Raw genomic sequence first — 26,434 nt, forward strand, 5'->3', positions numbered from 1 at the left:
CACCTATTCCAGCAACAGCCACATCCGCGCCTCGATCGGTGCTCTGGCAGGACTCTTCGGGCAATCCTCGGCCGGGCCCTCGGACAGCAAAACCGTTTCAACGCTCACGCCGCGCAGCTTGCGCCCCGCTTTGGCAAGCGCCGCGGCGATGGACGGGGCCAGCACGTCAGCCTTCAGCGCGTCGTGGAGCGGCCCTCCGGCCCTACGGCTGTCGATCGATGCGGTCCAGCGCGGATCGTCGGCAAGGCGTGCCATCACAGCGCAGCGATCGAACACGCCGACCGAACCGAATGTCGTGCGTCCGAGCGCGATGTCTCCGGCGGCTTCGAGCGTGTCATGCGCACGGGCGATGGCCGCCGCGATGCCTCCCGCATCGCGCAGACGATCGCCCGTCAGCGTCGGCGTACCGTCCGGCAGCAGGATGAAGTCGAGCGTGCAGCGGCTCGCGGCTGCCACGCCTGCGGCGCTGTCTCCATAGGACATGATGGCCAGCGTCAGGAGCGCCAAAACAGGTCCGCACGATTTCACTGCGACGTTTCCCAGGACGATCGAGGACAGCTCCGACCCTTGGGGCGCTATGCCTGCCATCCTGCGGAACGGTGTTTCACACTTCAGCCCAGAGTATCCTCCCGAAAGGTGGCCGCCGGCTTTCGGAAAAAGTTGATGCGGACACAGGAGGATAGAACCTCGTCCTGGATCCGATATCCCGGACGATGCCCTCGTCGCGATGGCGGGGACGGCAGCCGTCGTACCGAGCGGTGGCCCAACAAAAAGCGGCGCGCCTATGGGGCGCGCCGGCTGAGGTAACTCGCGGTCTCAGGAACGAGTCGGGCGACTTTATCCAATATACCAGCCGGTGTCAGTAGCCCCGCGGCGACAACGGTATCATTGCGCACGGTTTTGTAAGGAATGGATGACACCGCCGAACGTAGGTGGTCCGACCTCGGGTCGCTTGGCTCGGGTCATCGCTTCGCCAGGGCGTCGGCGAAGGCGACGATGCGGTTGCGGGCGTAGGTCGGCACGCCGGCGCTGATCGAGGTGCCGGTGTTGAACGAGGAATTGCCCATCAGCACCTGCACCGGCAGCAGGTTCTTCAGCACCGGCACGCGGGCATATTCCTGCTTGCGCTCCAGCACGTCGGCCTTGATGGCGAGCGCCATGTAGGTCGTCACCACGGTCCGGTTCGGATCGTCGGGAGCGGCCTGCATCACCGCCAGGAACTTGCCGAAGCGCAGGATCTGATTGACCCAGAAGATCGTCTGTTCGAGCCCGCCGGCCACGGGCGTGTCGATCTTGGTGAGCGCGGCGAGGCCCGCCGCCTCGGCCGGCGGCAGCACCCGCAGCTCGCTCTGGAACGAGACGAACTCCGCGACCTTCTTCGAGGAGCCGAGTTCGAGCTTGTTGGCGAGCTTCACGCCGAGCGGCAGCTTGCCTTCGAGATCGTAGCGCGACTCGATGCAGACGCCGCCTGCGCCACACCAGGGCCGGTCGGGGCGCTTGGCGAAGGCGGCGGCCGGGTCCTTGGTCGGCGTCACCTCCGATGGTTCGAGCCGCTTGTGGCGGATCACCGGGTCCATCCTGGCCAGGAAGTCGAGATTGGCGAAGGCCGAGAGATCGATCGCGGAGGGCGGCTTGGCCACGACGAAGCGGCCTTCGGCGACATAGACCTTCAGGGTCTCGTGGCGCTGCTTGGCGACGCCGTTCACCGTCTGGGTGTATTCGGGCTCGGCATAGCCGGGCCAGGGGCTCAGCGCCGCGGCCTCCTGTGGCCGGCTCTTCCGCCACGCGTCGAACGCGATCAGCCCGCTCTCCGGGTTGGTCGAGGCAGCCTCGCGGCGATCGCTGAACAGGACCGTGCCGGGCTTGAGGCTCGCGGCATCGCCGGGCGTCAGGGCCGGCACGTCCTTGACCCGGTCGGAGACCAGGGCTGCGGGCTTCGGCAGGTCTTTAGGGGGATCTTTGGGAATATCCTTCGCCGCGTCCTGCGCCCGGGCCGGCACGGCCAGGGCGAGCGCGACGAGGAGGGCGGCCGGAAAAAGCCTGGGCAAAGCGGACCTCGGAGATGTCGATGAGGAGAAGGCGGCGTCAGTAGCCGGGGTCGTCGCCGAACAGGTAGTCGGGATCGCGGCGGCGCTGGCGGGCGCGGCTGTCGCCGTCGTCGTCGAAGGGCGAGCCGAACGGCACCGGGTTGACTTGCCCGTAACGGTCGCGGCCGGGCCAGGCCTGCGGCTCCTCCCGCCGGTCGCGGCGCAGGCCCCAGGGATCCTCCGTCTCGGCGCTGCGGCGCTGCGCGAACGGGTCATCGGTGCTTCGGCGCCCGCCCGGCAGGTTGCCGAAGAGGTCGCCGGCGACATCCGCCCCGTCCTCGGCATTGCCGTAATCGCCGTCCTCCGCGTCGGGGCGCATGGCGTAGAGCGTGTCGCGGGGCACCAGCGCGTATTGCGTGTCGGCGACTTGGCCCCCTTTCAGGCGGAAATGCTCGATGAAGCCGCCGCCCGCGACACGCTGGCCGCTCCGCGGCTCGATCGGCAGGTCGGCAATCAGAGCCTTCGCCTCCGGAGAGGGCGGCGCCAGCGGGGTGCGCGGCACACCGTTGGCCCAGGCCGCCTGGAAGATCGCCCGCGCGATCGGCACCGAGACGTGGCCGCCGGTCTGGCCGCGACCGAGCGTGCGGCGCACGCCATCGGCATTGTCGTAGCCGGCCCAGACCACCACGGTGATCTCGTTCGAGAAGCCGGCGAACCACGCGTCGTTCTCGTTCTCCGAGGTGCCGGTCTTGCCGGCGACGTATTGCGAGATGCCGGAGAGCGCCGCGGCGGTGCCGTGACGGGTCACGCCCTGGAGCATGGTCTTGAGCTGGTAGAACGCGACCCGGTCGGCCGAGCCGATCCGCACCGGCGGCTTGTCGGGATGGCTGTAGACGGGCTTGCCGTCGCGCTCGACCGATTCCAGCGCGTAGGCGCTCGGGCGCGCGCCCTCGTTGGCGATGGCGGCGTAGAAGCTTGCCAGATCGATCATCCGCACCGGCTGCGCGCCGAGCACGAAGGGGTAGTAGCGCTCGCACTCGGCGTAGAGCTGGGCCTCCAGCGCGATGTCGCAGACCCGTTGCAGGCTGTCGGGCGCCTTAGGGGCGATGCCGCCCTGGAGCAGGCGGGCGGTGACGAGGTTCTTGGAGAATTCGAGCCCGCGCCGGATCGTCGTCGCGCCGGAGCCGCCGCCGTCGTAGTTCTTGGGCGACCAGGAATCGCCGATGCCGCCGATGGGCGGCAGGGTCACGGCGGAATCCATCACCAGGGTGTTGGGCTGCAGGCCCGCATTCAGCGCGGCGAGGTAGGTCAGCGGCTTCAGGGTCGAGCCCGGCTGGCGCACGGTCTGCGTCACCCGGTTGAGCTGGCTCAGGGGGTAGGAGAAGCCCCCGCTCATCGCCAGGATCTTGCCCGTGCGGTTCTCCAGGACGATGGCGGCGCCCTGGACGGCGGGGCGCACCCGGAGGTCGGCGCGCAGGCTGCCCTTGCCCTCGCGCAGGCGCACCCGCACGGCGTCGTAGAGCTGGAGTTTTCCCCGCGCGGGGCCGGGCTCCAGGCTCGCGACCCGGCCGTCGGGCAGGCCGACCCGCGTGCCGTTCTTGCCGGTCTGGAGCACCACCGCGAGGGGCCAGCGCACGTCGTAGAGCTGCGGCCGGGCGGAGACGAGTGCGCGCTGCCAAGCAGGCTGCAGCGTAGGCTTGGCCGGCGCCTTCGCCGCCCCCTTCTTGGTGCCCTTCTTCGTCTCAGGTGCGGGCGCCGGCTCGGCGGCGGGTTCCGGCGCCGGCGCGGCGGCCTCGATACGCTTGACTGCCTCGGCGAGGTTCAACTCCGGCCCCTCGTAGCGGGCGCGACCGGTGCCGCGCTCGTAGGTGGCGAGCCCTTCCTGCAGCGCGCTCTCCAGTGCGCTCTGCAGGCCGGCATTCACCGTGGCACGCACGGTGAAGCTCGCGCTGGTGAGCGATTCGAGCCCGGCGAAGCTACGCGCCTCGCGGGCCACGTGATCGACGAGGTAGAAGCCGGAATCCTGGCGTGCAGCGTCCGGCGGCTTGATGCCGAGATCGGAGACCATCGCCGCATTCATCTGCGCCTCGGTGATCGTGCCCTCTTCCTTCATCCGGCTGAGCACGTAGGCGCGCCGCTCCCGCGCCCGCTCGGGATATTTGTCGGGGCTGTAGTAGTTCGGGCCCTTCGGCAGACCGGCGAGCAGGGCGGCCTCGGGCAGCGTCAGCGCGCCCACCGACTTCCCGAACCAGCTTCGCGCCGCCATCTCGATGCCGTAGGCGCCGCGGCCGAGATAGATCCCGTTGAGGTAGAGCCCGAGGATCTGCGGCTTGGTCTGGAGCTTCTCCAACCGCGAGGCCACGATCATCTCGCGGATCTTGCGCTCGTAGGTGACGTCGTCGCCGACCGAGAGATTCTTGACCACCTGCTGCGTGATGGTCGAGCCGCCGGCCGGGCGCCCCGGCGAGGCGAGGTTGCCGACGAAGGCGCGGATCACCCCGCGCTCGTCGATGCCGTGGTGCTGGTAGAAGCGCTTGTCCTCGGCCGCGACGAAGGCCTTCTGCACGAGGTCCGGCACCGTGCCGATCGGCACCGGGAGGCGCCGGCCGCGGGACTCGAAGGTCTCGGAGAAGGGCTTGCCCGCCCCGTCGAGGATCACGCTGGCGCTGGGCAGCTTGATGTCGCGCAGGGCCTCGGCCGAAGGCAGGTCCTTCACGGCGTTGTTGTAGAAGGCGATCACCGCCCCCGCCTCGAAGGGGGAGTTGGCCGGGTTCTCGCCCTTGCAGAACTGCTTGTAGCTCGTGTTCAGTTCGTTGAGATCGAGCCCGTGCAGGATCTTGGGCGCGTTGTCGCCCGCGACCGCGCTCGGATCTTCCATCGCGGTGGAGATCAGCTCGTCGAGGTTGATGTCCTCGATGTCGAAGGATTTGCGCATGTGGGCGCAGCCGTCGCGCAGGATCGTCACGACCTCCGGGCCGTCTTTGGCGGGGTCGAACTGGGTTCGCACCGCGTCCGGCCGCGTCGTGACCTGGGACAGGGTCAGCGCGGTCGCGAACAGCTTGATCAGGATGACGTTCATCGAGCGTGTCAGGATTCCGACCGGCACGCCACGGACGGCGTGTCGGCGCCGATCAAGCGGCGCACAACGCGGCTGATTTATGGACGCGCTTGCCCGAACGCCACGGGGCAGGCACGGGGCGGAGATACGCCCCGCGAGGGTGAGCGAGAGCGCAGACGACGAAAACGGGCGACCGCTCCGTGCGGTCGCCCCCAAACCCGTACGTCTTGCGGCGATCGGCCGATCAGCGCAGGAGCTGGAGGATGCCCTGCTGCGCCTGGTTGGCGAGCGAGAGTGCCGAGATGCCCAGCGACTGACGCGTCGAGAGTGCCTGGGAGTTCGCCGCCTCCTCGTTGAGGTCGGCGTTGGTGAGGTTCGCCGCGCCGGTATCGAGGATGTTGACGATCCGCTTGGTGAAGTCCTGCCGGTTCTGCACCACGGAAAGGTTCGAGCCGAAGGTCGAGCTTGCTGCGCGCAGGGTGTCCGAGGACTTGGTCAGGCCGGTGAGCGTGCCCTTGATGTCGGCGTCGAGCAGGAAGTTGCTCTGGCCATTCACCGTCGAGCCCGAATTGCCGGTGATCGGGGTCAGCTTGAGGCCGTCCGCCGTCAGATCCTGACCCTGCACGTCGAGGTTGGCGGTGTCCCGCTCGTTGAAGCTGATATGCAGTTTGTTGGTCGGATCGCCGTTGCTGATCAGGTTCACACCGTTGAAGCTCGAATCCTTGGCGAGCTGCGTGATCTGGATCAGCAGACTGTTGTACTGTTGAGCAAGCTTGTTGCGTGCATCGACACCCGACACGGTCAGGTCCGAGCCGGCGGAGACGGCGTCATTGCTGGCACCGTACTTGTTGGGCGCGCTGGTGCCCTGGGCGAAGCCGAGGGCGTCCTGATCGGCCGTGGTCTCGAACTCGACCGCAGAACTGGCGTTCAGCACAATCTTCTTGCCGGTCGTGTCCTTCGAGAACATCGTCACGTTCGTGCCGGCCGCCGAATTCAGCGCCGTGATGGCCGCGTCGATGGTGGCGCCGCTGGGGATGATCGCCGACTTGCTCGCGCCGTTGATGTAGAAGTTGACCGTGGCGGCGGAGGACGCAGGGGCGGTGTAGTTGTTTGTCGCGGTACCGGTCGTGGTGATCTGGGTCGAGAGCGCCTGGTTGGCGGTGGACTTGGCCGAGTCGATCAGCTTCTGGATCGAGGTGATGCCCTGGTTGGCCGCCTGGATCGTCTGGATGCCGTTCGAAATCGAGTCGAGCAGCGCACCGAGGTCGCCCGAGCGGCTGTTGAAGGCCTGTGCGGTGAAGAAGTTGACGGGATTGTCGAGGGCGGAGGAGACCTTGAGGCCCGTCGCCAGACGCCCCTGGGTGGTGGCCGTCAGGGCCGAGGTGTCCTGCAGCGAGAGCAGGTTCTGACGAGTGGCGGCCGAAAGCGTGACGCTGGAAGACATGGGTAACAACCCCGTTCAGATCGATACCGAACCTGCATTAGGGTTAATTCACCACGTTCCAGGTTGCCGTAGCGTTAACGAACCTTCTTGACCACGCAAATTTCCCGATTTTGAAATGGGAAGGCGGCCGGAACAAGGTCCCGGCCGTCTCTTTGCTGGCGCCTTGCGTCTCAGATGACGCGATCAGCGCAGGAGCTGGAGGATGCTCTGCTGTGCCTGGTTGGCGAGCGAGAGCGCCGAGATGCCCAGCGACTGACGCGTCGACAGCGCCTGGGAGTTCGCCGCTTCGAGGTTCAGATCGGCATTCGTCAGGTTCGCCGAACCGGTATCGAGCACGTTGATCAGGTTCTTCGAGAAGTCCTGCCGGTTCTGCACCACGGAGAGGTTCGAACCGAAAGTCGAACTCGCCGTGCGCAGAGTATCCGAGGCCTTGGTCAAGTTGGTCAACGTGCTCGTGATGCTGGTGTCGAGCAGGAAGTTGCCCTTGCCGTCGACGGTCGATCCGGAATTGCCGGTGATCGAGGTCAGCTTCAGGCCGTCCGCCGTCAGATCTTGGCCCTGCACGTCGAGGTTCGAGCTGTCCTTTTCGTTGAAGGCAATGTGCAGCTTGTTGGTCGGATCGCCGTTGCTGATCAGGTTGGTACCGTTGAAGCTCGAATCTTTGGCGAGCTGCGTGATCTGAGTCAGCAGGCTGTTGTACTGCTCGGAAAGCTTCTTGCGGGCATCAACGCCCGACACGGTCAGGTCCGAGCCGGCGGAGACGGCGTCATTGCTGGCACCGTACTTGTTGGGCGCGCTGGTGCCCTGGGCGAAGCCGAGGGCGTCCTGATCGGCCGTGGTCTCGAACTCGACCGCAGAACTGGCGTTCAGCACAATCTTCTTGCCGGTCGTGTCCTTCGAGAACATCGTCACGTTCGTGCCGGCCGCCGAATTCAGCGCCGTGATGGCCGCGTCGATGGTGGCGCCGCTGGGGATGATCGCCGACTTGCTCGCGCCGTTGATGTAGAAGTTGACCGTGGCGGCGGAGGACGCAGGGGCGGTGTAGTTGTTTGTCGCGGTACCGGTCGTGGTGATCTGGGTCGAGAGCGCCTGGTTGGCGGTGGACTTGGCCGAGTCGATCAGCTTCTGGATCGAGGTGATGCCCTGGTTGGCCGCCTGGATCGCCTGAATGCCGTTCGAGATACCGTCGAGCAGGCCGCCAAGATCGGTCGAGCGGTTGGACAGGTTCTGAGCGGTGAAGAAGTTGACGGGATTGTCGAGGGCGGAGGAAACCTTCTTGCCGGTGGCGAGGCGGTTCTGGGTGGTGGCCGTCAGGGCCGAGGTGTCCTGCAGCGAGAGCAGGTTCTGACGAGTGGCGGCCGAAAGCGTGATGCCGGAAGACATGGGGGCGATCCTTGTGGGTCTTGATGCCGCCCTTTTGGCGACATCCGGACCCTCCACCCCGCGCCTTGCCGAGACCTTAATCCGATCGCCGGATTCATGGGCTTTCGCCCGCCAAACGCAAGCAGAGCGAAAAGCTCTGCGATCATGGTTAAAAGAATTTCGTCGCCTTTGCTTCGGCTCGACCTATCAAGGATTTGTTCACCATGGCCCTGCGCATCGAACTCAAGCCTCAGGAGCGGCTGATCATCAACGGCGCGCTGATCCGCAACGGCGACCGGCGCTCGACCTTCGTGATCGAGAACCAGTGCAAGTTCCTGCGCGAGAGCGAGATCCTCACCGAATCCGAGGCCGACACCGCCGCCAAGCAGCTCTGCGTGACGCTCCAGTTCATCTACCTCGCCGACAACCCGCCGGAGGCCGAGGATCTGTTCGTGCGCCAAGCCACCGAGATCATGAAGGCATCGCCCAGTATGGCGCCCTACATCCTCGCGATCCAGGACGAACTCTCGGCGAGCCAATACCACCGCGCGATCAAGCGCGGGCGCGAGCTGATCGCCTACGAGCGCCAGCTCCTCGGCCATCTCGCGGCGAGCCAGGAGGCGGACGCGCCGCAGGGCTGAGCGGCGCCCTTCGCGCGATGGGGACCTCCGCGCGACGGCCGGATCAGACGATGCCGCTCTTCTCGTAGGGCCAGGGCTTGCCGAGATGCGCGGCGACCCGGGCCGCGTCGGAGCCGACCGCCTCGACCGCCGCCTGCACCTGCTCGGCCGACACTTCGAACCGGCGCGCCCAGTAGGCGCGGTCGCGCGGCGCTTCGAGCACCACCTGGGCGGGATCGCCGCTCACCCCATGTCCCGCATCGGACGCTTCCTGCACCATCCTCCGGCCTCCTTCGATCGCGCCCGCAACGGCGAGCGGCTACCAGGGACAAACCGGCGAGCGGGGCTCGAAGGTTCCGGATGCCGGGCCTTTCGGCTCAGGCCTCGCGCGGCGCCACCGGCCCGGACCGAAGGCGCGGCGGGGAGGCCGGGGCGGGTGCGATGTGGAAGGCGGCCGGGCGCCGGAACAGGAAGTCCAGGCGCGTGCCGCGCACCAGCCGCTCGAAGGCGAGCGGCACCGTCACCGCCGCAACGGTGACGACGAGGCTCGCCAAACCGACATCAAGGGCGAGATCGGGCAGCGCCCCGTTGAACCGGGCGATCACGGTGCGGGTGAGCGCCATCGGCAGGAAGAAGCCGAGATAGATCACGATGGAGCGCTCGCCGCAGGCGCGCAGCGCCGCGGTCACCGGCCCGCCCGCCCGCGTCATCAGCGCGGCGAAGGCGACGATGGCGAGCGCACCCACCGTGCCGAGCCCGAGGCTCACCACCGGCAGGCGCGCGAGGGTCGGCAGGCCCTCGATCCCCGTCGGCGTGAACACGAACACGGCCTCCAGCGCCGCCCACAAGGCGAGGCCCGCGAGCGCTAGCCCTGCCCGCTCACGCACCCGGTCGGCGAAGCGGAAGATCCACTCGGCGAAGAGGTAGCCGCCGAGGAAGTAGACGTAGCGCTCGCAGAACTCGTCGAGGAGTTCGGGCAGGCCGTGCGTGGGCAGGATCTGCAGCGCGGCCGCAGCGACGAGGAGCACGGCCGGCGGAACCCGGCGGTGGAGCAACTTCGTCACCACCGAGAACACGGCAAGCAGGTAGACGAACCACAGCGTCGAGTAAGGCACCACCAGCGCCTCGGCGAGGTGCAGGCCGAACGCGGCGAGCTTGTCCGCCGGTCCCTCCGCCCCCCCGACGATCGATCCAGCCTTGAACAGCGACTGGATCACCACCCAGAGCGCGTAGAAATAGGCGAAGTGGACCACCCGGCGGTCCGCGAACAGGCGCCAGTCGCGATCGATCACCCGGCCGAGGAAGAGCCCCGAGAGCAGGAAGAAGTCGGGGATCCGGAACGGCCGGGCGAATTCGACGACATCGTGCAGGAAGCCCTCGCCGCCGAGAGCCTCGCCGGTGCCGAGCGTCGAGTGCATCATCACGACGAGGATGATGCACAGGCCCTTGGCGACATCGACCCAGGCGAGCCGGGCGGCCTCCTCGGGATGCGGGCGAAGGGGGCGGGTGGCCGCGGTGGAGGCTGCGGTCATGGCGGGCGGACCTCGTCCGGACGGGATCGAGCCCCCATCCTCGCACCCGTGGGTTAAGCGCCCGCGAGCCATGCCCTGCGATTTCGCCGTGCGGTTAATGCCTCACCAAGGCGATCGATGAATTTCTCGCAGGGACCGCGCCGGCTCTCCAGACAGGTGCTGGTCCGGATGCCGTGCCTAGAAGCACCCTCGTTTGGCAAGCACACGCCCGACCGCCCACAGCAAGGCATCGACCGCCGGACGCAGCGCCGGCCGCTCGTGTTCGCCCACTTCATCGATGGTGCGCCGAGCCTGGAGCGCGCAGGATGCGAGGCGCTCGAGCGGCGGCTCATTCCGGTGCAGGATGAAGAAGGCGCGATCGCCGACGGGCCGTTTCAGCTTGCTCTCGGTGGTGTTGACGACAATGCCGCGTCCGACGACGTCGCCCGTGCTGTCATCGCGCTCATAGTACCCCCGCGCCAGCACCCACCGTACGCCGCTCGCTTCCGAGCACACGCGATACTCGCCGACGAACAACCCGCCATGCTCGCTCACGCGATCGATATTGGTGAAGAACTCGTCCCGGTCGGCCGGCAGGATCGCCTCGGCGTAATCCGCCAGCGGCAATCCGATTGCGGCTTGCCATGGATCGAGATTGAACAACCCGGCCGCGATTGGGTCGGCAACGGTGCGGTCGTTTCTCAAGTCTGTTTCCCAAGTCCCGACTTGAGAGGCAATTGACGTGTCAGGCAGAGACCCCAGCCAGTATCGACCCGTATCATATGGCATGCCCAGACACCCTACGCACGTTAATCTAGGATGGCGACCAAACGAAAAGCCTGCATCAACTTGCTGATCATGTGTCCGGAGAGCGGGGAGAGGGTGAAGGACATGAGCGCATTCCCTCCCCAGATCGAGGCTAGCCAGTTTCCATGACGAAATCGAATCGCCTGCGAGAACTCGCAGACGTGCTTGGCGTTCCAGTCACTGCGTTCCGCGCTTCGAAGGATTTTCATCACCTGTATGTAGACGCGGAGGGCAAGCGCTGGCTCTTGACGCTCGATGCGCAAGGCAAACCCGTCGTGTGCAGCACTGCCGGAGATGTGGATCAGAACACTGCTGGGGAGAGCGTGTCCTTGTTCTTACGTCGCGACGAAGAATGCCCTCAGCGTGACGCGCTGACCGCGCTCATCGAGCGGCTTCTCGCGGCGCATCTCAAGGAGTGATGCAATCCGCCTGCCACACGCCCGTCAGCCGCCCTTCTGCCCTTCACCCTGACCGCCGCAGGCCGCCGTCGCCGCGCCGCGTGCGGGTCATGCGCGTGGGCGCGTGGAAGTCGTCGGGCTTGCCGCGCACCCAATCGAGGAAGCGGGCGATCTCGGGATCGGCGCGGAGCGCTTCGACCTCGGCCAACCTGCGGGCGATCTCGGCCTCGCTGTAGCGGGCGTGGATCGCCGAGTGGCAGATCTGATGCAGCCGCACGGTCGCCCCGCGGGCGCCGCCTTTCAGCTTCGGCGTGAGGTGGTGCAGGCTCTGGCGCGCATGCGGCGGGATCGGGCGCTCGCAGAGCGGGCAGACCGGTTGGGCTGCCGGCTTCGGCCCATGCGTCTCCGGATCCGCGTCGCGCCAGCGACGGGCGCGCCGCCCGACCACCTTTGTCACTCCATTCAGCGCCCCGGTCCCGCCGGGCACGAGGGAAACGGCCGGAACGGCCGCGCGGCTCCCGCCCTCGCCCTGCGTCACCGGCGCCGCTCCACCGGCCGGACGCCTCGGGGATGCGTCCACGGCTCGGCCCATGTCTTGTTGCGGCGGAGAGCGCAGGCTACCCCTGAGCGCGAGGGGTCAGCATCGGCCAGGAGCAGCAGGAGCGGGCGGCATGAAGCGGACGACCATCGATTCCAAGCTCACCGTGGCGCATCAGCCGAGCCTCGCCGAGATCGAGGCGCTCGGAGCCGAGGGCGTGCGCCTGCTCATCAACAACCGCCCCGACGGCGAGGAGCCGGGCCAGCCCGGCGCGGCGGCCGAGCGCGCGGCGGCGGAGGCGGCGGGCCTGGGCTATCTCGACCTGCCGGTGACCGGCCCCACCCTCACCCGCGAGGCGGTGGAGCGCTTCCACGCGGCGGTCGAGGCGGCGCCGGGTCCGGTCGTCGCCCATTGCCGCAGCGGCACGCGCTCGCTGACGCTCTGGGTGATCGGCGAAGTGCTCGCCGGGCACCTCCGGCGCGACGAGGTGGCCGCCTACGGCGCCCGCCACGGCTACGACCTCTCCGGCGCCGAGCGCTGGCTCGCCGCCAACGCGGGCTGAGCCCGGCTTACTGCCCCGGCATGGTGAGGATCATCGGCCCGTTGCGGGTGGCGACGACCGTGTGCTCGTACTGCACCGTGAGGGCCTGCGGCCGGCTGTAGAGCGTCCAGGGATCGTCGCCGTCCTCGGCGAAATCGGCGCCCAGCGACAGGAACGGCTCGACCGTCAGCACCATGCCCTCGCGCATGATCCGGCGCTCGGACGGGTCGGGCCAGGTCGCGATCTCGGTCGGCTCCTCGTGCAGCGACAGGCCGACCCCGTGGCTGGCGAGGTTGCGCACCAGCGTGTAGCCGTTCTTGTGGGCGAAGCTGCCCACTGCCCGGCCTATCCCTGAGAGCGGCTTGCCGGCCCCGACCTGCCGCAGGCCCGTCCACATCGCCCGGCGCCCGTCCTTGCACAGCCGCTCGACCGCCCGCGTCACCGGCGGCACGGCGAAGGACGCGCCCGTATCGGAAAAGTAGCCGTGCATCTGCGCCGAGACGTCGATGTTGACGAGGTCGCCCGGCGCGATCCGGCGCTCGCCCGGGATGCCGTGAGCGATCTCCTCGTTGACGCTGATGCAGGTTGCACCGGGAAAGCCGTAGACCGTCTCCGGCGCCGAGCGCGCGCCGGCCGCCTCCAGGAAGGCCCGCCCGACGTCATCGAGTTCGCGCGTGGTGATACCGGGCTCGATCGCCTCCCCCATCACCGCCAGCGTGTCGGCCACGATGCGCCCGATCCGCTTCAGCCCCGCCAACTCGTCGTCGTTCGACACCGTCATGTCGCGTCCTCTCGCACGGGGTCCTGCCGCGCCGTCCCGGCCTTTGCCGATTGCAGGAGGCCTCGCGGACCGAAGCTCCGGCCGGACGCTTCTGCCATCTCCGGACGCTTCCGCGAAGTCATCGCTGCGGGCCGGTGCCCTGCCCGTACGTGGACGGGCGATCTGCTCGGGCGGGTACGGGGCAGACGCCGCGCCGACTGGGTCGGGGGCAGGGCAGCGCCTTCGATCCCGCACGAGACTTTCGGAAGTCCGGTGAAACGGCGCGGGCTCGCAATCCGGAAAATGGAGAGAATTCCGCCCTCGCATCTCCCCTGATGCGCGAGAACATGCATCGGACATCGAGAGATCCGCGCGCCAAAACGACGGGATTACCGCAAACAAGACCCAGGGCAGGGATCGGATACGAAGTCCTGCCGCAGGAAATCCGATTGCTCGGACGTAAGCTCCCACGAATTGGCTGCGACCGGCTCCGGCAACGGGAAAACAGGGAACAGACATCTCTACGTTGCGTTGCGCAACCGATGGCAGGTTTGCGCCCGGTCCGGCCGCAGCGCCGCCACGCCCGACCCTATCCGATCGCGCCGGAGGAGCATGTCATGGCTGGAGCGTCCGAGACATCCGGGGCGGCGCCCCCGTCCGACCTGCCGCGGACCGGGCCGGCCCACCTCGATGCGATGAGCGCCGTGCTGGCGCGGAACTGGTGGCTCGTGGCCCTGCGCGGCCTCCTCGCGATCCTGTTCGGAGCGATCGCCTTCGTGGCGCCGGGCGCCTTCGTGCTGTCGCTGGTGCTGTTCTTCTCGGCCTACATGCTAGTCGACGGCGCGTTCGGCATCATCGCCGCGGTGCGGGCGGCGCGGCAGCACGAGCGCTGGGGCCTCCTGCTGCTCGAAGGCCTGCTCGACCTCGTGGTCGGCGTCGCGGCCTTCCTCGTGCCGGCGGCCGCGGTCTGGGCCTTCGTGCTCCTCGTCGCGGCCTGGGCCATCCTCTCCGGCGGCTTGATGATCGCGGCGGCCTTCCGCCTCCACCTGGATTACGGCCGCTGGTGGCTCGGTCTCGGCGGCTTGGTCTCGGTGCTGTTCGGGATCGTGCTCCTGATCAATCCCGGCATGTCGGCGCTGGTGCTGACATGGTGGCTCGGCGCCTATGCCGTGGCCTTCGGCGTCGCGCTGCTGATCCTCGGCTTCCGTCTGCGCTCCCGCCACGCGGCGACAGGGCGCCCCTGACGCCGCCCGCCGCTCCGGACGGAGCCTCGACCGTGCCCCCGATCGGGCACGCCTCGTCATCCAAAGAGCGTCGGTCCGGCGGCACGTGCGCGTATGGGCCCGCTTCATACGGTTTCCGATTGCTTCGAGCCTGCTTCTCCTTCGTCAGCGCGAGCATCAGCGAAGGGAGCAAGCGAACGCCGGTTTCAGATGCGGGCCGTGCTCGCCGCGCCCGGCCCCACTTTGATCAACCGGAAACGGTTCCGGCCATCATCGCCCGCGCTGTGTCGGCATCGGCGAGCGGGCGCCCGAGCCCGCGGGCGCCCTCGGCGGCGCGGCGGATCTGGGCGGCGTTGCTCTCGGCCGGGCGGCCGTCGGGGGCGAGGAGGCTGTTCTCGAAGCCGACGCGCACATGCCCGCCCAGCCCCGCCGCGACGAGGGCGCAGGCATTCTCGCGCGGGCCGAAGGCGCAGATCGCCCAGAGCGGCAGCCCCGCCCCGGCCGCGGCGAGGAAGGGCAGCAGGTCGGCGGGCCGCGAGACCTGGCCGGGGGTGTAGCGGCCCAGAACGAAGAGCGGGAAATCCTCGCCCTCGCCGAGCACGCCGCGGCTTTTGAGCTCCGCGTAGCGGGTCACTTCGGCGGCCTCGTAGAGGATGATCTGGAGCAGGACGCGCTCGCGCCGGGCGAAGGCGAAGAACTCGGCCGCGGCGGTCTCGGCGGCAGCGTCCGGCACGATCTCGCGCAGCGCCAGCGAGACCGCCTCGGGGCGGGTCGCGCGTACCACCGCCATCTGCTCCGGGGCTTCGTAGCGCCCGGCGGCTTCGGAGGTGATCTGCACCACGAGGCGATCCCCCACTTCGGCGCGGATCGCGGCGGTGACCGCGCGGTAGGCGTCCGCATCGAGGAGGTGGCGGCCCTCTGCGTCACGGACATGGACGTGGATCAGGGCGGCGCCGGCTTCCGCGATCTCGGCCGCGGTGCGGGCGATCTCGGCCGGCGTGATCGGCAGGGCCGGATGGTCGGCCTTGGTGCGGGTGGCGCCATTGGGGGCGTTGGCGAGGATGAGCGGCGGCCAGCCGGAATCGTGCGTCACGGGTTCGGTCTCGCATTCGAGAAAAGAATTAATCGCCCGCGCTCAGGCCCAGGCGCCGCATGCGGTCGGAGAGCGTCTTGCGCGGCAGGCCGAGCGCCCGGGCGGCCTCGGCGATGCGCTGGCCGGAGGCCTTGAGCGCGTCCTCGATGACGAGGCGCTCGACCCGGTCGAGCAGGGCGTCGAGCCCCGGCGCCGCCTCGGGCCCACCGGCGAGATCCGGGCTGAGGAATCCGAGCACGGCCCGCTCGGCGGCGTTTTTGAGTTCACGCACATTGCCCGGCCAGTCGGCGAGCATCAGCGACCGGCGCAGCGACGGCGGCACCTCGATCACCGGGCGCTGGTACTTCACCGCCGCCTGGACGAGGAAGCGCTCGAACAGGAGCGGGATGTCCTCGCGGCGCTCGCGCAAAGGGGGCAGGGTCAGCGTCACCACGTTGAGGCGGAAGTACAGGTCGCGTCGGAAGCGCCCGGCCTCGGAGAGCGCGTCGAGATCCTCCTTCGTGGCGGCCACCACCCGCAGGTCCACCGGCACGCCGGTATTGGAGCCGAGCCGCTCCACCCGCCGCTCCTGCAGCACCCGCAGCAGCTTCACTTGGAGGGCGAGCGGCATGCTCTCGACCTCGTCGAGGAACAGGGTGCCGCCGCTGGCATGCTCGACCTTGCCGATGCGGCGCTTGCCCGCCCCGGTGAAGGCGCCGGCCTCGTGGCCGAACATCTCGCTCTCGAACATGCTCTCGGGGATGGCGCCGCAATTGATCGCCACGAACGGCTTGCCCGCCCGTGCCCCGCCCTCGTGCAGGGCGCGGGCGACCTGCTCCTTGCCGGCCCCGGTCTCGCCGAGCACCAGCACGTCGGCCGCCGCCGAGGCCAGCGAGGCGATGTCCTCGCGCAGGCGCCGCATCGCCGGGGACTGGCCGACGAGGCAGCGCTCCACCGCACTGCCCGGCGCCTCGCCCCGGTCGAGGGCGCGGCGCAGGCGGCGGTTCTCCATCACCAGCGCGCGCTTCTCCAGCGCGCGCCGAACCACCTCGACGAAGGCGTCGTTGACGAAGGGCTTCTCGATGAAGTGGTAGGCGCCCTCGCGCATGGCGGCGACCGCCATGGCGATGTCGCCATGGCCGGTGACGAGCACCACCGGCAATTCGGGATCGCGGCGGCGGATCTCCGCCAGCAGCGCGAGGCCGTCCTGGCCCGGCAGGCGCACGTCGCTGACGACGATGCCGGAAAAGTCGCGGGTGATGGCCGGGAGCGCCGCCTCGGCAGTGGGAAAAGCCTCGACGGCGATGCCGCCGAGCTGGAGCGCCTGCTCCATGGACAGGCGGACCATCTCCTCGTCGTCGATCAGCACGACGCGCAGGGCGGCGGCCGGCTCGGCCTCAGGAAACATGCGGCATCCTCTGGCGCCCCCTCTCCGGCGGGGCCATCCCGGCCGAGTCCTGAGCCATCTCGCGCGCCACGTCCATCACGAGGTCGAAGGCGAGGCCCCCGCCCGCCATCGGCCGGGGCTGGAGGCTCGCCCCGAACTCGCGGGCGATGGCGAGCGAGATCGGCAGGCCGAGGCCGAGCCCCTCCCCCGCCGGCTTGGTGGTGAAGAACGGATCGAAGATGCGAGTGAGCGCCGCCGCATCGAGGCCCGGTCCGTTATCCTCGACGCTGAGCACGACATGCCCGTCGCCAGCCCAGGCACGCACCGCGACCTCCGCGCCCGGACGGCCCTTGACCGCGTCGAGAGCGTTGCCGACGAGGTTGATCAGCACCTGCGACAGGCGGATCGGCTCGAACACCACCCACTGCGCCGCTGGATCGAGATCGGTCGTCACCCGCGCGCCCGCGTCGCGGATGCGCGACGACAGGATCGCGAGGCTCTCGGAGACGGCCATGCCGACATCGACGGCGACCCGCTCCGTCCCCGAGCGGCGGGAGAAGCTGCGCAACTGCCCCGTGATCTTGCCGAGGCGGTCCACCAGGGCGACGATGCGGGTCAGGTTGGCCGCCGCCTCCGCCTCGCGGCCCTGGCGCAGGAAGGCGGAGGCGTTGTCGGCCAAGCCCCGCAGGGCAGCGAGTGGCTGGTTCAGCTCGTGGGTGATACCGGCCGCCATCTGGCCCAGCGTCGCCATCTTGGCGGCCTGGACCAGTTCGCCCTGCGTCTCCCGCAGATCACCCTCGGCGCGGGTCCGCTCCTCGATCTCGCCCGCGAGCCTGAGATTCGCCGCCCGCAGGTCGGCGGTGCGGGCCGCGACCTTGGCCTCCAACTCGCGCTGCGCGGCCCGGTTCTCGCGCACGCGCCGCAGATGCTGGCTGCCGTAGAGGCCGATCAGTCCGAGCACGATCAGGGCCAGGATCGCCCCGACCCGCGCGCTGCGCCCGGCGATCGCCACCGGCGCGGCGTCGGCGAAGAGCAGCAGCGTCCAGCCATAGGCCGACATCGCCTGCTGCTCGAATAGCGCGCGGCCCCGCGGCGCCGCCTCCGACTGGCTGACCAGCGGCACGCCGCCCACTTCTTCCGTCCGGCCGAAACCGATCGGGCGATAGTCGTCGCGCCCGTACTGGCGCGTCTGCTCCATGCGCGCGCGGGCGGCAGCGTCGAGCGGCTTGGTCGCGCGGAACTTGAGGGCAGGGTCGGAGGCGAGGAAGACGATGCCGTTCTCGTCGGCCACGAGCACGCGGTCGGTGCCCTCACGCCAGATCGCCTCCACGGAATCGAGGCCGACCTTGGTCGCCACCACGCCGCGCACCGCGCCGTCGATGATGACCGGGGCGCTGATGAAGTAGCCGGGCACGCCGGTGAGCGTCCCGATGGCGTAGAACCGCCCGACCCGCCCGCCGCGCGCCTCCATGAAGTAGGGCCGGTAGGAAAAGTCCTGGCCGACATAAGTCTGGGGCGTGTCCCAGTTCGAGGCGGCGATGGTCAGTCCGGAAGGGATCAGCAGGTAGACGACGCCGGCGCCCGCCTCGCGGCTCAGCCGCTTGAGATAGGCGTTGACGGTGGCGACCTGCGCCGGATCGTCCGGCGCGGCCAGCAGCGCCCGGACCCGCGGGTCGAGGGCGGCCGCCGCCGGCAGGAAGCCGAAGCGCTCGATGGCGCCCTCCAGGCTCTGCGCGTAGATCTCTGCCCGCTGCCGGGCATCGCCGGCAAGGCTCGCGGCGACGCGGTCCTCGGCCACGTCGCCCGCCTTGATCACGACGAGAAGCGCCGCCATGGCCAGGACGGCGAAGAGCAGGGCGCGCACGGCCTTGGCGTAGGGAACAGGCATGACGGTTCTGTGCGCCGGTGCGTGCCGGCCCGCTCCGGATGGGTCCCTTCCTCCGCCCTCATCCTGAGGTGCCGGAGCAGAGCGGAGGCCTCGAAGGGTGCTCCAGCCAGCCGCGCGAGATCTGGAATATCTTTCGAGGCCCGCTCGCGCGAGCACCTCGGGATGAGGGGGTTGAACAGGATTACGGCCGCAAGCGGGAGCCGCCGACCGCGTCGGCAGCTCCCGTCCGGACGAGGCCTCAATCCGTCGTCACCCCCTTCATCTCCACCTCCTCGAAGCGGTGCTGCTCGGCCGTCACCAGGGCGGAGAGGTCGCGCTTCAGGGCGTTGAAGGCGGCCGAGGCGCTGTCGCGCGGGCGTGGCAGTTCGACCCGGATGTCGCGCTTGATCGTGCCGGGGCGGTAGGTCAGCACCACGATGCGGTCGGCCAGATAGATCGATTCCTCGATCGAGTGGGTGACGAACACGATGGTCTTGCCGGTGGCCGCCCAGATCCGCAGCAGCTCGTCCTGGAGCGAGCGGCGGGTCAGGGCGTCGAGGGCGCCGAAGGGCTCGTCCATCAGCATCACCGGGCTGTCCAGCGCCAGCACGCGGGCGATCGCCACGCGCTGGCGCATGCCGCCGGACAGGTCCTTGGGGAAGCGGTCGCGGAACTCGGCGAGCTTGAGCATGTCGAGGAGCTCGGCCACCCGCGCCTCGATCGCGGCGCGGCCCATGCCCTTGATCTCGAGACCGAAGGCGATGTTCTGCGCCACGCTCATCCAGGGAAACAGCGCGTATTCTTGGAACACCATGCCCCGGTCGGGACCGGGCTCGGAGACGGCGCGGCCCTCGACGGCGATGCCGCCGCGGGTCGGGTGGGAGAAGCCGGCGATGGCGTTGAGCAGCGTCGACTTCCCGCAGCCGGAAGGCCCGAGCAGGCAGACGAACTCGCCGCGGTTGATGGTGAGGTCGATGTCCTTGAGGGCGACGACCTCGCCGCCGGGGACGGGGAAGACCTTGTCCACCCCCGAGACCACGATGTGGGGCGAGGCGGAGGTGGCCAGGGGCGCGGCGACCGGCACGGCGTGCTGCGTGACGGCGTCGATGGGATGCGGTTGCACGGACATGGGCTCCCTCACGATTCCAGGCCGCGGTGCCAGCGGAGCAGGTGGTTGTTGAGGCGGCTGACCGCCATGTCGATGACGAGGCCGAGCGCGCCGATGGTCAGCATCCCGGCGATGATCTTGTCGGACCAGAAGTATTCGCGCGCCTCCAGGATGCGGAAGCCGAGCCCGTTGTTGACCGCAATCATCTCGGCCACGATCACCACGATGAAGGCGGTGCCGATGCCGATCCGCGCGCCCGACAGGATGTAGGGGGTGGCCGCCGGCAGGATGACGCGCCGGAAGATCGTCGTCCGGCTGGCGCCCAGGCTGCGGGCGGCGCGGATGTAGATCCCGTCCACGTGGCGCACGCCGGCGATGGTGTTCATCAGCACGGGGAAGAAGGCGCCGATGGCGATGAGGAATACGGCCGGCGCGTTGCCGAGGCCGAACCACAGGATCGAGAGCGGGATGTAGGCGATCGGCGGGATCGGCCGCAGCACCTGCATCAGCGGATTGATGTGGCGGTAGATCAGGTCGCTCGTGCCCATGAACAGGCCGAGCGGCAGGGCGAGCCCGGCGCCGACGAGGAAGCCGACCACGACGCGATAGAGCGAGGCCATCGCGTCGTGCAGCATCTCGCCCGAGAAGAGCCAGAGAAACCACGAGCCGTGGGCCGGATCGTAGGGCTCGAGCGGGGCGAGGTAGGCCCACCAGCGCGCCGCGACCGCCGCCGGCGAGGGCAGCACCATCGGGTTGACGAGGCCGGCGGTGCAGGCGAGTTGCCAGATCAGGAGGACGGCGACCGGAACCGCAAATCCCTCGGCCAGGGGTTTGAGACGGGAGGCGTTCATCGACTGAGCCTCCTCAGTTCGTGCCGGCGGAAGCCTTGGCGGCCTCCAGCAGGTCGAGCTTCACCCAGTCGGCGGCTTTAGCCGGCTTCGACATCTTGCCGATGCCGTGCTCGGCCATGACGTCGGTGGTCTTCTGGATGTGGTCGGCGCTCATCTCCAGGGTGTAGGGCGAGTTGGCGAGCGCATCCTGGAACTCCGCCCCGGTGAGCTGCCCCTTGAACACGTCCTGCGTGACGAAGGTCTCGGCGGCCTTCGGATCGTCCATGAAGGTCTTCTGGGCCTTGACGAAGCATTCCATGAACTTGGCCGCGGCCGGCTTCTTCTCGTTGTAGAACTTCTCCGTCATCACCAGCGTGCGGATCGGCGAGCCGACGGGGGTGTCGTAGGGCTTGATCACCTCGACGCCGAAGCCGCGGGCGATGGCCTGGGCCGATTGCGGCTCGGTCTGCATGATCGCGTCGACCTGCTTTTGCAGAAGCGCCTGGTTCAGATCCGGATAGCCGAGGAAGATCAGGTTGACGTCGCGGTTCTTCAGGCCGTGCTTGGCCATCTCGGCGCCGAGCAGCACCTCCTGGATCGAGCCGCGGGTGACGCCGACTTTCTTGCCCTTGAGATCGGCGGCCGACTTGATGCCGGATTCCGGCGTCGCGAGCAGGCGCGCGCCGCCCTTGGCAAAGCCGCCGACGATGTAGACGGAGGCGCCGTTGCCGCGGGCCGAGATCGCGGCCTCGGAGGCGGTTGCGCCGACATCGAGTTCGCCGGCGAGCATCGCCTGCATGATGTCCGGGCCCTTGGCGAAGATCTTGAGATCGACGGTGATGCCGCAATTCTTGGCGATCTCCTTGACGTAGGAGACGCCGGCGAAGTGAGCGAGCTTCAGGTTGCCGACGCGGATTACCTCCTGCGCGGAGAGGGGGAACGGCGCGAGCAAGGCGGCGGTCGCGATGGCGAGGAGGCTGAGGCGGCGGCGTGTGAGAGGACGGCGAACGGGCAAGAGGTTTCTCCCTGATGACCCGGCTCTGCGGCCGGTGCGGATCGCCCCTTCCCTTTTGCACGGCGCATGCCAGCTATGCAGGATTCGCTGATCTTCGCGTAACTGCTTGTACAGGATTTCGTTTTCTCAGCCGGAACGAAGCGTTCCCCGAGCCGGCGGCGGCGGTTTTCCGCCACGCGCGCCGAAAGGCCGGCGGAATGCCGCCGTGGATGCACCGTTACGACGAAGGATGGATCCGGGCTGCGACGTCAGTCGAGCGGAACGAGGACGATCGCGTCCCCTTCGAGCCGCGCCTGCACCGACTGGCCCCACCGGCTGCCGCCGAGATCGTCGGCGGTCTTGTAAAGACCGTCGATGGCGATGAGTTCCGGCTCGAACTTGCGGGCGAGGATGCGGGCGGCGGGATCGCCTACGGCGCCGGCGATCGCCCGGCCGCGCAGGGCGCCGTAGACATGGATCGAGCCGCCCGCGATCACCTCCGCGCCGGAGGCCACCGAGCCGAGCACGGTCACGTCGCCGTCGAGATGCTGGATCACCTGCCCCGAGCGCACCGGCGCATCGAGGACGAAGGAGCGCGGCCGGGCCGGAGCTGGGGGGGCCACCAGGGCGGGGGCGGCGGCCTGGGCCGTCGGCGCCTCGACAGGCGCGGACGCTGCCGCACCGGGCTCCGGCGGCGCGATGTCCTCGACCGGCTTGCCGCCCACCAGCGGCGGCGGGAAGCCCGGCCCGAGCGAGGTCGGACCAATCCCCTCGATGCCGAGGATGGTGATCGAGCGCCGGTTCAGCTCCTCGCAGAGATGGGCGAGATCCGAGCGCTCGAAGCGCAGGCCGGTGACGTCGAGGATGATCGCCCGCACCGCGAAGAAGGCCGGCGCCCGCTGCTTGAGCGCATCGAGCTCGGCGAGCCACTGGTCGATCGGCGGCACGGGGGCCAGCACCATCGCCAGGAAGGAGCGGCCGCGGAAGCGGATCGGAGGACGGTCGGTCACGGGCATGTTCGCGGCAGGTGGATCATTCCGAGCAGCTTATGGCAGATCGCGCGCCGCGCCGCGCGGGGGCATCACGCCCTCAACAGCAAACGCGCCTGCCCTCCCCTCAACCCGCCGACACGGGATCGGGAAGGCGATCCGGTCCTGTCTGCGGGTCGCCGGCTTCGAGCGCGTGCACGAGATCGCGCAGGCGGCGCCGGTCGGCCGCGAGCGGGAGAGAGACCTCGGCCCGGTCGAGGGCCATGCGGGACTGATGCCGGGCGGCGGCTGCGAGTGCCGCATCACCCAAGCGGACGAGCGCCCACAATCCCTTCTGAATGTGCAACTGCATCTCGATCAGCCCTGCCCCATCGCGCGCCATCAGCATGAAGGCGTCCTCGACGAGATCGGCCGTGTCGAGTGGCGGGACGTGCACGCGCGGATATGTCGGCGGCCCACCGGCCCGTTCGTGCTCTTCGTCGGCGCAGCCACCGGCCCAGAGGCAGAGAAGGCGGGTCGAACGGCCGACGACGTCGATCGCGGTCCCTGGATCGTTCGTCGCCGGGGAGAGGGCGCGCGAGCCGATCTCGCTCATCACGGCGAGGCCGAAGCGCGGATCCTGATCGAAGGAGCGCTCCGTGCCGACCGAGAACACGGCCATGACGGCGCGGCGCAGGGCCTCGGCCTCCTCGCCGTCCGGCACCCGCTTCGTCCGCAAGCGTGCCAACGGCGTGTGCGGGTAGACGAAGGTCCCAGGGACCGCCGTGACGTAAACCTCCGCATCCCGCTTCTCGCAGAACGCGGACAGGGCCGGCATGTCGATGTGCTGGACGTAGCCGATCGCCTCCGTCGTCACGGGGACGGTCGCGGCCGGGATCCGCCGCGAGGGATCGCGCAGCGGCGTGCCGCCGAGAAAGGGCTCCCGCAGCCGCGCGAGGATGGCCTTCCGGACGGCCGCCTCGACGCGGTCGGTGGTCTGCCCGACGCGGCCGAGACGGGTGAGGTGGTCGATCCACCGCAGCAGCGCGATCACGATCAGCGCGATGACGGCGATCGTCACCACGAACAGGATGGAGCGACCCTGCTCGCCGTAGGCCCCGGTCTTCGAGACGACGAGGCCGACGATGCCGAACAGGAAGGAGCCGAGGAAGGTCGAGAGGACGGTCTGGGTCAGCCGGTCCTCGATCAGCAGCTTCGTGGCGCGGGGCGTGACGTTGCTCGTCGCCGAGCCGTAGGCGGAGACCATCACGTTCAGCGAGAAGGTGGTGACGGTCAGCATGCTCGACGCGATCACGGTGAGGATGCTGTCGAGGGCGTCCGCGCTGATCGTTCCGGGAATCGTGAAGGGCAGATGGCTGTCCATGAAGGCCGCCAGGATCGCGGCCAGGATGCCCATCAGGCCGATCAGCGTGGCCCGTACCCAGAGCCGTCGCGTCAGTTGCGCCATCAGCCATCGCCAGCGCGGCATGGTCAGCCTCCTCCCTCGAACGTCACGGCGGCAGCGAAAGCTGGTTCCCGCCGGCGACTCTCCGGCCATAGTCGCCCGGCCCCGACGACGCGAGCCGGCGGGGGCCTCGCCCGAAAAAGAGCGCGGCGGCATGGCTGCCCCGCTCATGCGAGGCGTGCCCGCACTTGCCGGATCGAGCGACACCTTATATTGCGACGCGATACCGCCCGAATCCGTACCCTGGCGTCACGACCGTCGAAGCACGGCCCGCGACACGCCGCTTTATGGCCGGGCTCCACGTTTTTCGAACGTTTCCGAGACCCCGATGAAGCTGCGCAACATCGCCATCATCGCCCACGTCGACCACGGCAAGACGACGCTGGTCGACAAGCTGCTCCAGCAGTCGGGCACCTTCCGCGAAAACCAGCGGGTCGAGGAGCGGGCGATGGACTCGAACGACCTCGAGAAGGAACGCGGCATCACGATCCTCGCCAAGGCGACCTCGGTCGTCTGGCAGGATACCCGCGTCAACATCGTCGACACCCCCGGCCACGCCGATTTCGGCGGCGAGGTGGAGCGCATCCTCTCGATGGTCGACGGCGTGATCGTGCTGGTCGACGCCGCCGAGGGCCCGATGCCGCAGACCAAGTTCGTGGTCGGCAAGGCACTGAAGATCGGCCTTCGCCCGATCGTCGCGATCAACAAGGTCGATCGGCCGGATGCGCGCATCAACGAGGTCGTCAACGAGGTGTTCGACCTGTTCGCGGCGCTCGACGCCACCGACGAGCAGCTCGACTTCCCGATCCTCTACGGCTCGGGCCGCAATGGCTGGATGGCCGATTCGCCCGACGCCTCGCCGGATGTCGGCCTCGCGCCGCTGTTCGACCTCGTGCTCAAGCACGTGCCGCAGGCCCGCGTCGAGGAAGGTCCGTTCCGGATGCTCGGCACGCTGCTCGAAGCCAACCCCTTCCTCGGCCGCATCATCACCGGGCGCATCGCCTCGGGCACGGTGAAGCCGAATCAGTCGATCAAGGTGCTCTCGCGCGACGGCAAGGTCGTGGAGACCGGCCGCGTCTCGAAGATCCTCGCCTTCCGCGGCCTGGAGCGCGCCCCGATCGACGTCGGGGAGGCCGGCGACATCGTCTCCATCGCCGGTCTGCTCAAGGGCACCGTGGCCGACACCTTCTGCGATCCGGCCGTCAACGAGCCGATCCAGGCCCAGCCGATCGACCCGCCGACCGTCACCATGTCCTTCATCGTCAACGATTCGCCGCTGGCCGGCACCGAGGGCGACAAGGTCACGAGCCGCATGATCCGCGACCGCCTGTTCAAGGAGGCCGAGGGCAACGTCACGCTCAAGATCGAGGAAGCGGCCGACAAGGACTCGTTCTACGTCTCCGGCCGCGGCGAGCTGCAGCTCTCGATTCTGATCGAGACCATGCGCCGCGAGGGCTTCGAGATTGCCGTGTCCCGGCCGCGCGTCGTCCTCGAGAAGGACGAGAACGGCGACGTGATGGAGCCGGTCGAGGAGGTCGTGATCGACGTCGACGAGGAGTATTCCGGCGTCGTCGTGCAGAAGATGTCCGAGCGCAAGGCCGAGATGATCGAGATGCGGCCCTCGGGCGGCAACCGGCTCCGGCTCGTCTTCCACGCTCCGACCCGCGGCCTCATCGGCTACCAGGGCGAGCTGATGACCGACACCCGCGGCACCGCGATCATGAACCGCCTGTTCAAGGCCTACGAGCCCTTCAAGGGCGAGATCGCCGGCCGCCGCAACGGCGTGCTGATCTCGAACGACAAGGGCGAGGCCGTGGCCTACGCCATGTGGAACCTCGAGAACCGCGGCCCGATGATGATCGAGCCCGGTGCCAAGGTCTACCAGGGCATGATCGTCGGTGAGCACAACCGCGAGAACGACCTCGAAGTGAACGTGCTCAAGGGCAAGAAGCTCACCAACATCCGCACCACCTCGAAGGACGAGGCCGTGCGCCTGACGCCGCCGATCCGGATGACGCTGGAGAAGTCGCTGGCCTGGATCCAGGACGACGAGTTGATGGAAGTCACGCCGAAGTCGATCCGCCTGCGCAAGATCCACCTCGACCCGAACGACCGCAAGCGCTTCGAGCGCTCGAAGGAAGCGCTGACGGCTTAAGAGTGCCGCACAAAACTCCCGGTCTCTGACCGTCGTCACTCTGGCTTTGACGACGCAGCGGGCGTTTTGTGAGAGACACCCATACGAGCCGCCTCGCTCGCAACGAACCCGCAAAAAAGGCCCCGGTGCGCTGGCTGCACCGGGGCCTTTTTTGCGTGCGAGCCATGTCCGGAGCCTCCCTCCGGATGCTGTTCCCCCCTCTCCCCGCAGGCGGAGAAAGGGGATGCGCTCGATTCCGGATCGACGAACCGGAAAAGGCTTTGCTCGTCTCATACCAAATCCGGCTGATCCCTTCGGGA

The 26,434-nt window shown here is 68.8% G+C and carries 23 protein-coding genes; 5 read left to right on the forward strand and 18 right to left on the reverse strand.

All coding sequences use genetic code 11. The annotated features are described in order from the left end of the window. Positions 1-3 precede the first annotated feature (3 nt). The 5 genes from LPC10_RS05965 to LPC10_RS05985 form a co-directional block, all read right to left on the reverse strand. Positions 4-507: a hypothetical protein gene (locus LPC10_RS05965; protein ID WP_231345875.1), complete on the reverse strand. Its 504-nt coding sequence runs from the start codon at positions 505-507 to the stop codon at positions 4-6. Positions 508-962: 455 nt separating this feature from the next. Then, the gene (locus LPC10_RS05970) at positions 963-2,048 is read right to left on the reverse strand and encodes a hypothetical protein (protein WP_231345876.1); all 1,086 of its coding nucleotides are present in this window, start codon (positions 2,046-2,048) and stop codon (positions 963-965) included. 37 nt (positions 2,049-2,085) lie between these two features. Continuing rightward, entirely contained in the window at positions 2,086-5,106 is a 3,021-nt protein-coding gene (locus tag LPC10_RS05975; protein WP_231345877.1) for a penicillin-binding protein 1A, read from the reverse strand. 223 nt (positions 5,107-5,329) lie between these two features. After that, on the reverse strand, positions 5,330-6,529 hold the full coding sequence (locus tag LPC10_RS05980; RefSeq protein WP_231345878.1) for a flagellin: 1,200 nt from the start codon (positions 6,527-6,529) through the stop codon (positions 5,330-5,332). A 183-nt stretch (positions 6,530-6,712) separates the two neighbouring features. Further along, positions 6,713-7,912, reverse strand: coding sequence for a flagellin (locus tag LPC10_RS05985; RefSeq protein WP_231345879.1), 1,200 nt, complete (start codon positions 7,910-7,912; stop codon positions 6,713-6,715). Positions 7,913-8,115: 203 nt separating this feature from the next. Between LPC10_RS05985 and LPC10_RS05990 the strand changes: the two genes are divergently transcribed. Next, the gene (locus LPC10_RS05990) at positions 8,116-8,532 is read left to right on the forward strand and encodes a flagellar biosynthesis repressor FlbT (protein WP_231345880.1); all 417 of its coding nucleotides are present in this window, start codon (positions 8,116-8,118) and stop codon (positions 8,530-8,532) included. Between the two features lie 43 nt (positions 8,533-8,575). On the opposite strand, the gene LPC10_RS05995 is transcribed toward LPC10_RS05990, so the two are convergent. From LPC10_RS05995 to LPC10_RS06005, 3 genes are all read right to left on the reverse strand, one after another. Then, positions 8,576-8,791: a DUF3606 domain-containing protein gene (locus tag LPC10_RS05995; protein WP_231345881.1), complete on the reverse strand. Its 216-nt coding sequence runs from the start codon at positions 8,789-8,791 to the stop codon at positions 8,576-8,578. Between the two features lie 97 nt (positions 8,792-8,888). Continuing rightward, complete coding sequence (locus LPC10_RS06000; protein ID WP_231345882.1) at positions 8,889-10,043, reverse strand: acyltransferase family protein; 1,155 nt, start codon at positions 10,041-10,043, stop codon at positions 8,889-8,891. Positions 10,044-10,220: 177 nt separating this feature from the next. After that, on the reverse strand, positions 10,221-10,727 hold the full coding sequence (locus tag LPC10_RS06005) for a PAS domain-containing protein (RefSeq protein WP_231345883.1): 507 nt from the start codon (positions 10,725-10,727) through the stop codon (positions 10,221-10,223). Between the two features lie 227 nt (positions 10,728-10,954). Between LPC10_RS06005 and LPC10_RS06010 the strand changes: the two genes are divergently transcribed. Further along, a complete protein-coding gene (locus LPC10_RS06010) occupies positions 10,955-11,248 on the forward strand; it encodes a hypothetical protein (protein WP_231345884.1) in 294 nt (97 codons plus the stop codon). Positions 11,249-11,291: 43 nt separating this feature from the next. Here LPC10_RS06010 and LPC10_RS06015 read toward each other — a convergent pair whose 3' ends face one another. Beyond that, a complete protein-coding gene (locus LPC10_RS06015; RefSeq protein WP_231346976.1) occupies positions 11,292-11,675 on the reverse strand; it encodes a restriction endonuclease in 384 nt (127 codons plus the stop codon). A gap of 223 nt (positions 11,676-11,898) precedes the next feature. On the opposite strand from LPC10_RS06015, the gene LPC10_RS06020 reads away from it, so the two are divergent. Further along, entirely contained in the window at positions 11,899-12,327 is a 429-nt protein-coding gene (locus tag LPC10_RS06020; RefSeq protein ID WP_231345885.1) for a TIGR01244 family sulfur transferase, read from the forward strand. A 7-nt stretch (positions 12,328-12,334) separates the two neighbouring features. Here the strand turns inward: LPC10_RS06020 and map are convergent, their stop codons facing one another. Further along, entirely contained in the window at positions 12,335-13,087 is a 753-nt protein-coding gene (gene map / locus LPC10_RS06025; RefSeq protein ID WP_231345886.1) for a type I methionyl aminopeptidase, read from the reverse strand. A gap of 596 nt (positions 13,088-13,683) precedes the next feature. Here map and LPC10_RS06030 point away from each other — a divergent pair. Beyond that, positions 13,684-14,310 (forward strand): HdeD family acid-resistance protein, encoded by a 627-nt coding sequence (locus tag LPC10_RS06030; protein ID WP_231345887.1) that lies wholly within the window; start codon positions 13,684-13,686, stop codon positions 14,308-14,310. A 226-nt stretch (positions 14,311-14,536) separates the two neighbouring features. On the opposite strand, the gene LPC10_RS06035 is transcribed toward LPC10_RS06030, so the two are convergent. The 8 genes from LPC10_RS06035 to LPC10_RS06070 form a co-directional block, all read right to left on the reverse strand. Then, complete coding sequence (locus LPC10_RS06035; RefSeq protein WP_231345888.1) at positions 14,537-15,382, reverse strand: 3-keto-5-aminohexanoate cleavage protein; 846 nt, start codon at positions 15,380-15,382, stop codon at positions 14,537-14,539. Positions 15,383-15,410: 28 nt separating this feature from the next. After that, complete coding sequence (locus LPC10_RS06040) at positions 15,411-16,769, reverse strand: sigma-54 dependent transcriptional regulator (protein WP_231345889.1); 1,359 nt, start codon at positions 16,767-16,769, stop codon at positions 15,411-15,413. Next, positions 16,759-18,636 carry an ATP-binding protein gene (locus LPC10_RS06045; RefSeq protein WP_231345890.1) on the reverse strand — a complete coding sequence of 626 codons (1,878 nt, stop codon included), beginning with the start codon at positions 18,634-18,636 and terminating at the stop codon, positions 16,759-16,761. The genes LPC10_RS06040 and LPC10_RS06045 overlap by 11 nt, the downstream gene beginning before the upstream one ends. Positions 18,637-18,874: 238 nt before the next feature. Continuing rightward, positions 18,875-19,744, reverse strand: coding sequence for an ABC transporter ATP-binding protein (locus LPC10_RS06050; protein ID WP_231345891.1), 870 nt, complete (start codon positions 19,742-19,744; stop codon positions 18,875-18,877). An 8-nt stretch (positions 19,745-19,752) separates the two neighbouring features. Further along, positions 19,753-20,574: an ABC transporter permease gene (locus tag LPC10_RS06055; protein WP_231345892.1), complete on the reverse strand. Its 822-nt coding sequence runs from the start codon at positions 20,572-20,574 to the stop codon at positions 19,753-19,755. A 13-nt stretch (positions 20,575-20,587) separates the two neighbouring features. Next, on the reverse strand, positions 20,588-21,568 hold the full coding sequence (locus tag LPC10_RS06060; protein ID WP_231345893.1) for an ABC transporter substrate-binding protein: 981 nt from the start codon (positions 21,566-21,568) through the stop codon (positions 20,588-20,590). A 248-nt stretch (positions 21,569-21,816) separates the two neighbouring features. Next, complete coding sequence (minC, locus tag LPC10_RS06065; RefSeq protein WP_231345894.1) at positions 21,817-22,557, reverse strand: septum site-determining protein MinC; 741 nt, start codon at positions 22,555-22,557, stop codon at positions 21,817-21,819. Between the two features lie 106 nt (positions 22,558-22,663). Then, positions 22,664-24,004: a DUF2254 domain-containing protein gene (locus LPC10_RS06070; RefSeq protein ID WP_231345895.1), complete on the reverse strand. Its 1,341-nt coding sequence runs from the start codon at positions 24,002-24,004 to the stop codon at positions 22,664-22,666. Positions 24,005-24,308: 304 nt separating this feature from the next. Here LPC10_RS06070 and typA point away from each other — a divergent pair, with 304 nt between their 5' ends. Further along, positions 24,309-26,135, forward strand: a complete 1,827-nt coding sequence (gene typA / locus LPC10_RS06075) for a translational GTPase TypA (protein WP_231346977.1) — start codon at positions 24,309-24,311, stop codon at positions 26,133-26,135. Positions 26,136-26,434: the final 299 nt, after the last annotated feature.

Origin of the sequence: Methylorubrum sp. B1-46 (genome assembly GCF_021117295.1) — a bacterium.
In the GTDB taxonomy this organism is placed as follows: Bacteria; Pseudomonadota; Alphaproteobacteria; order Rhizobiales; family Beijerinckiaceae; genus Methylobacterium.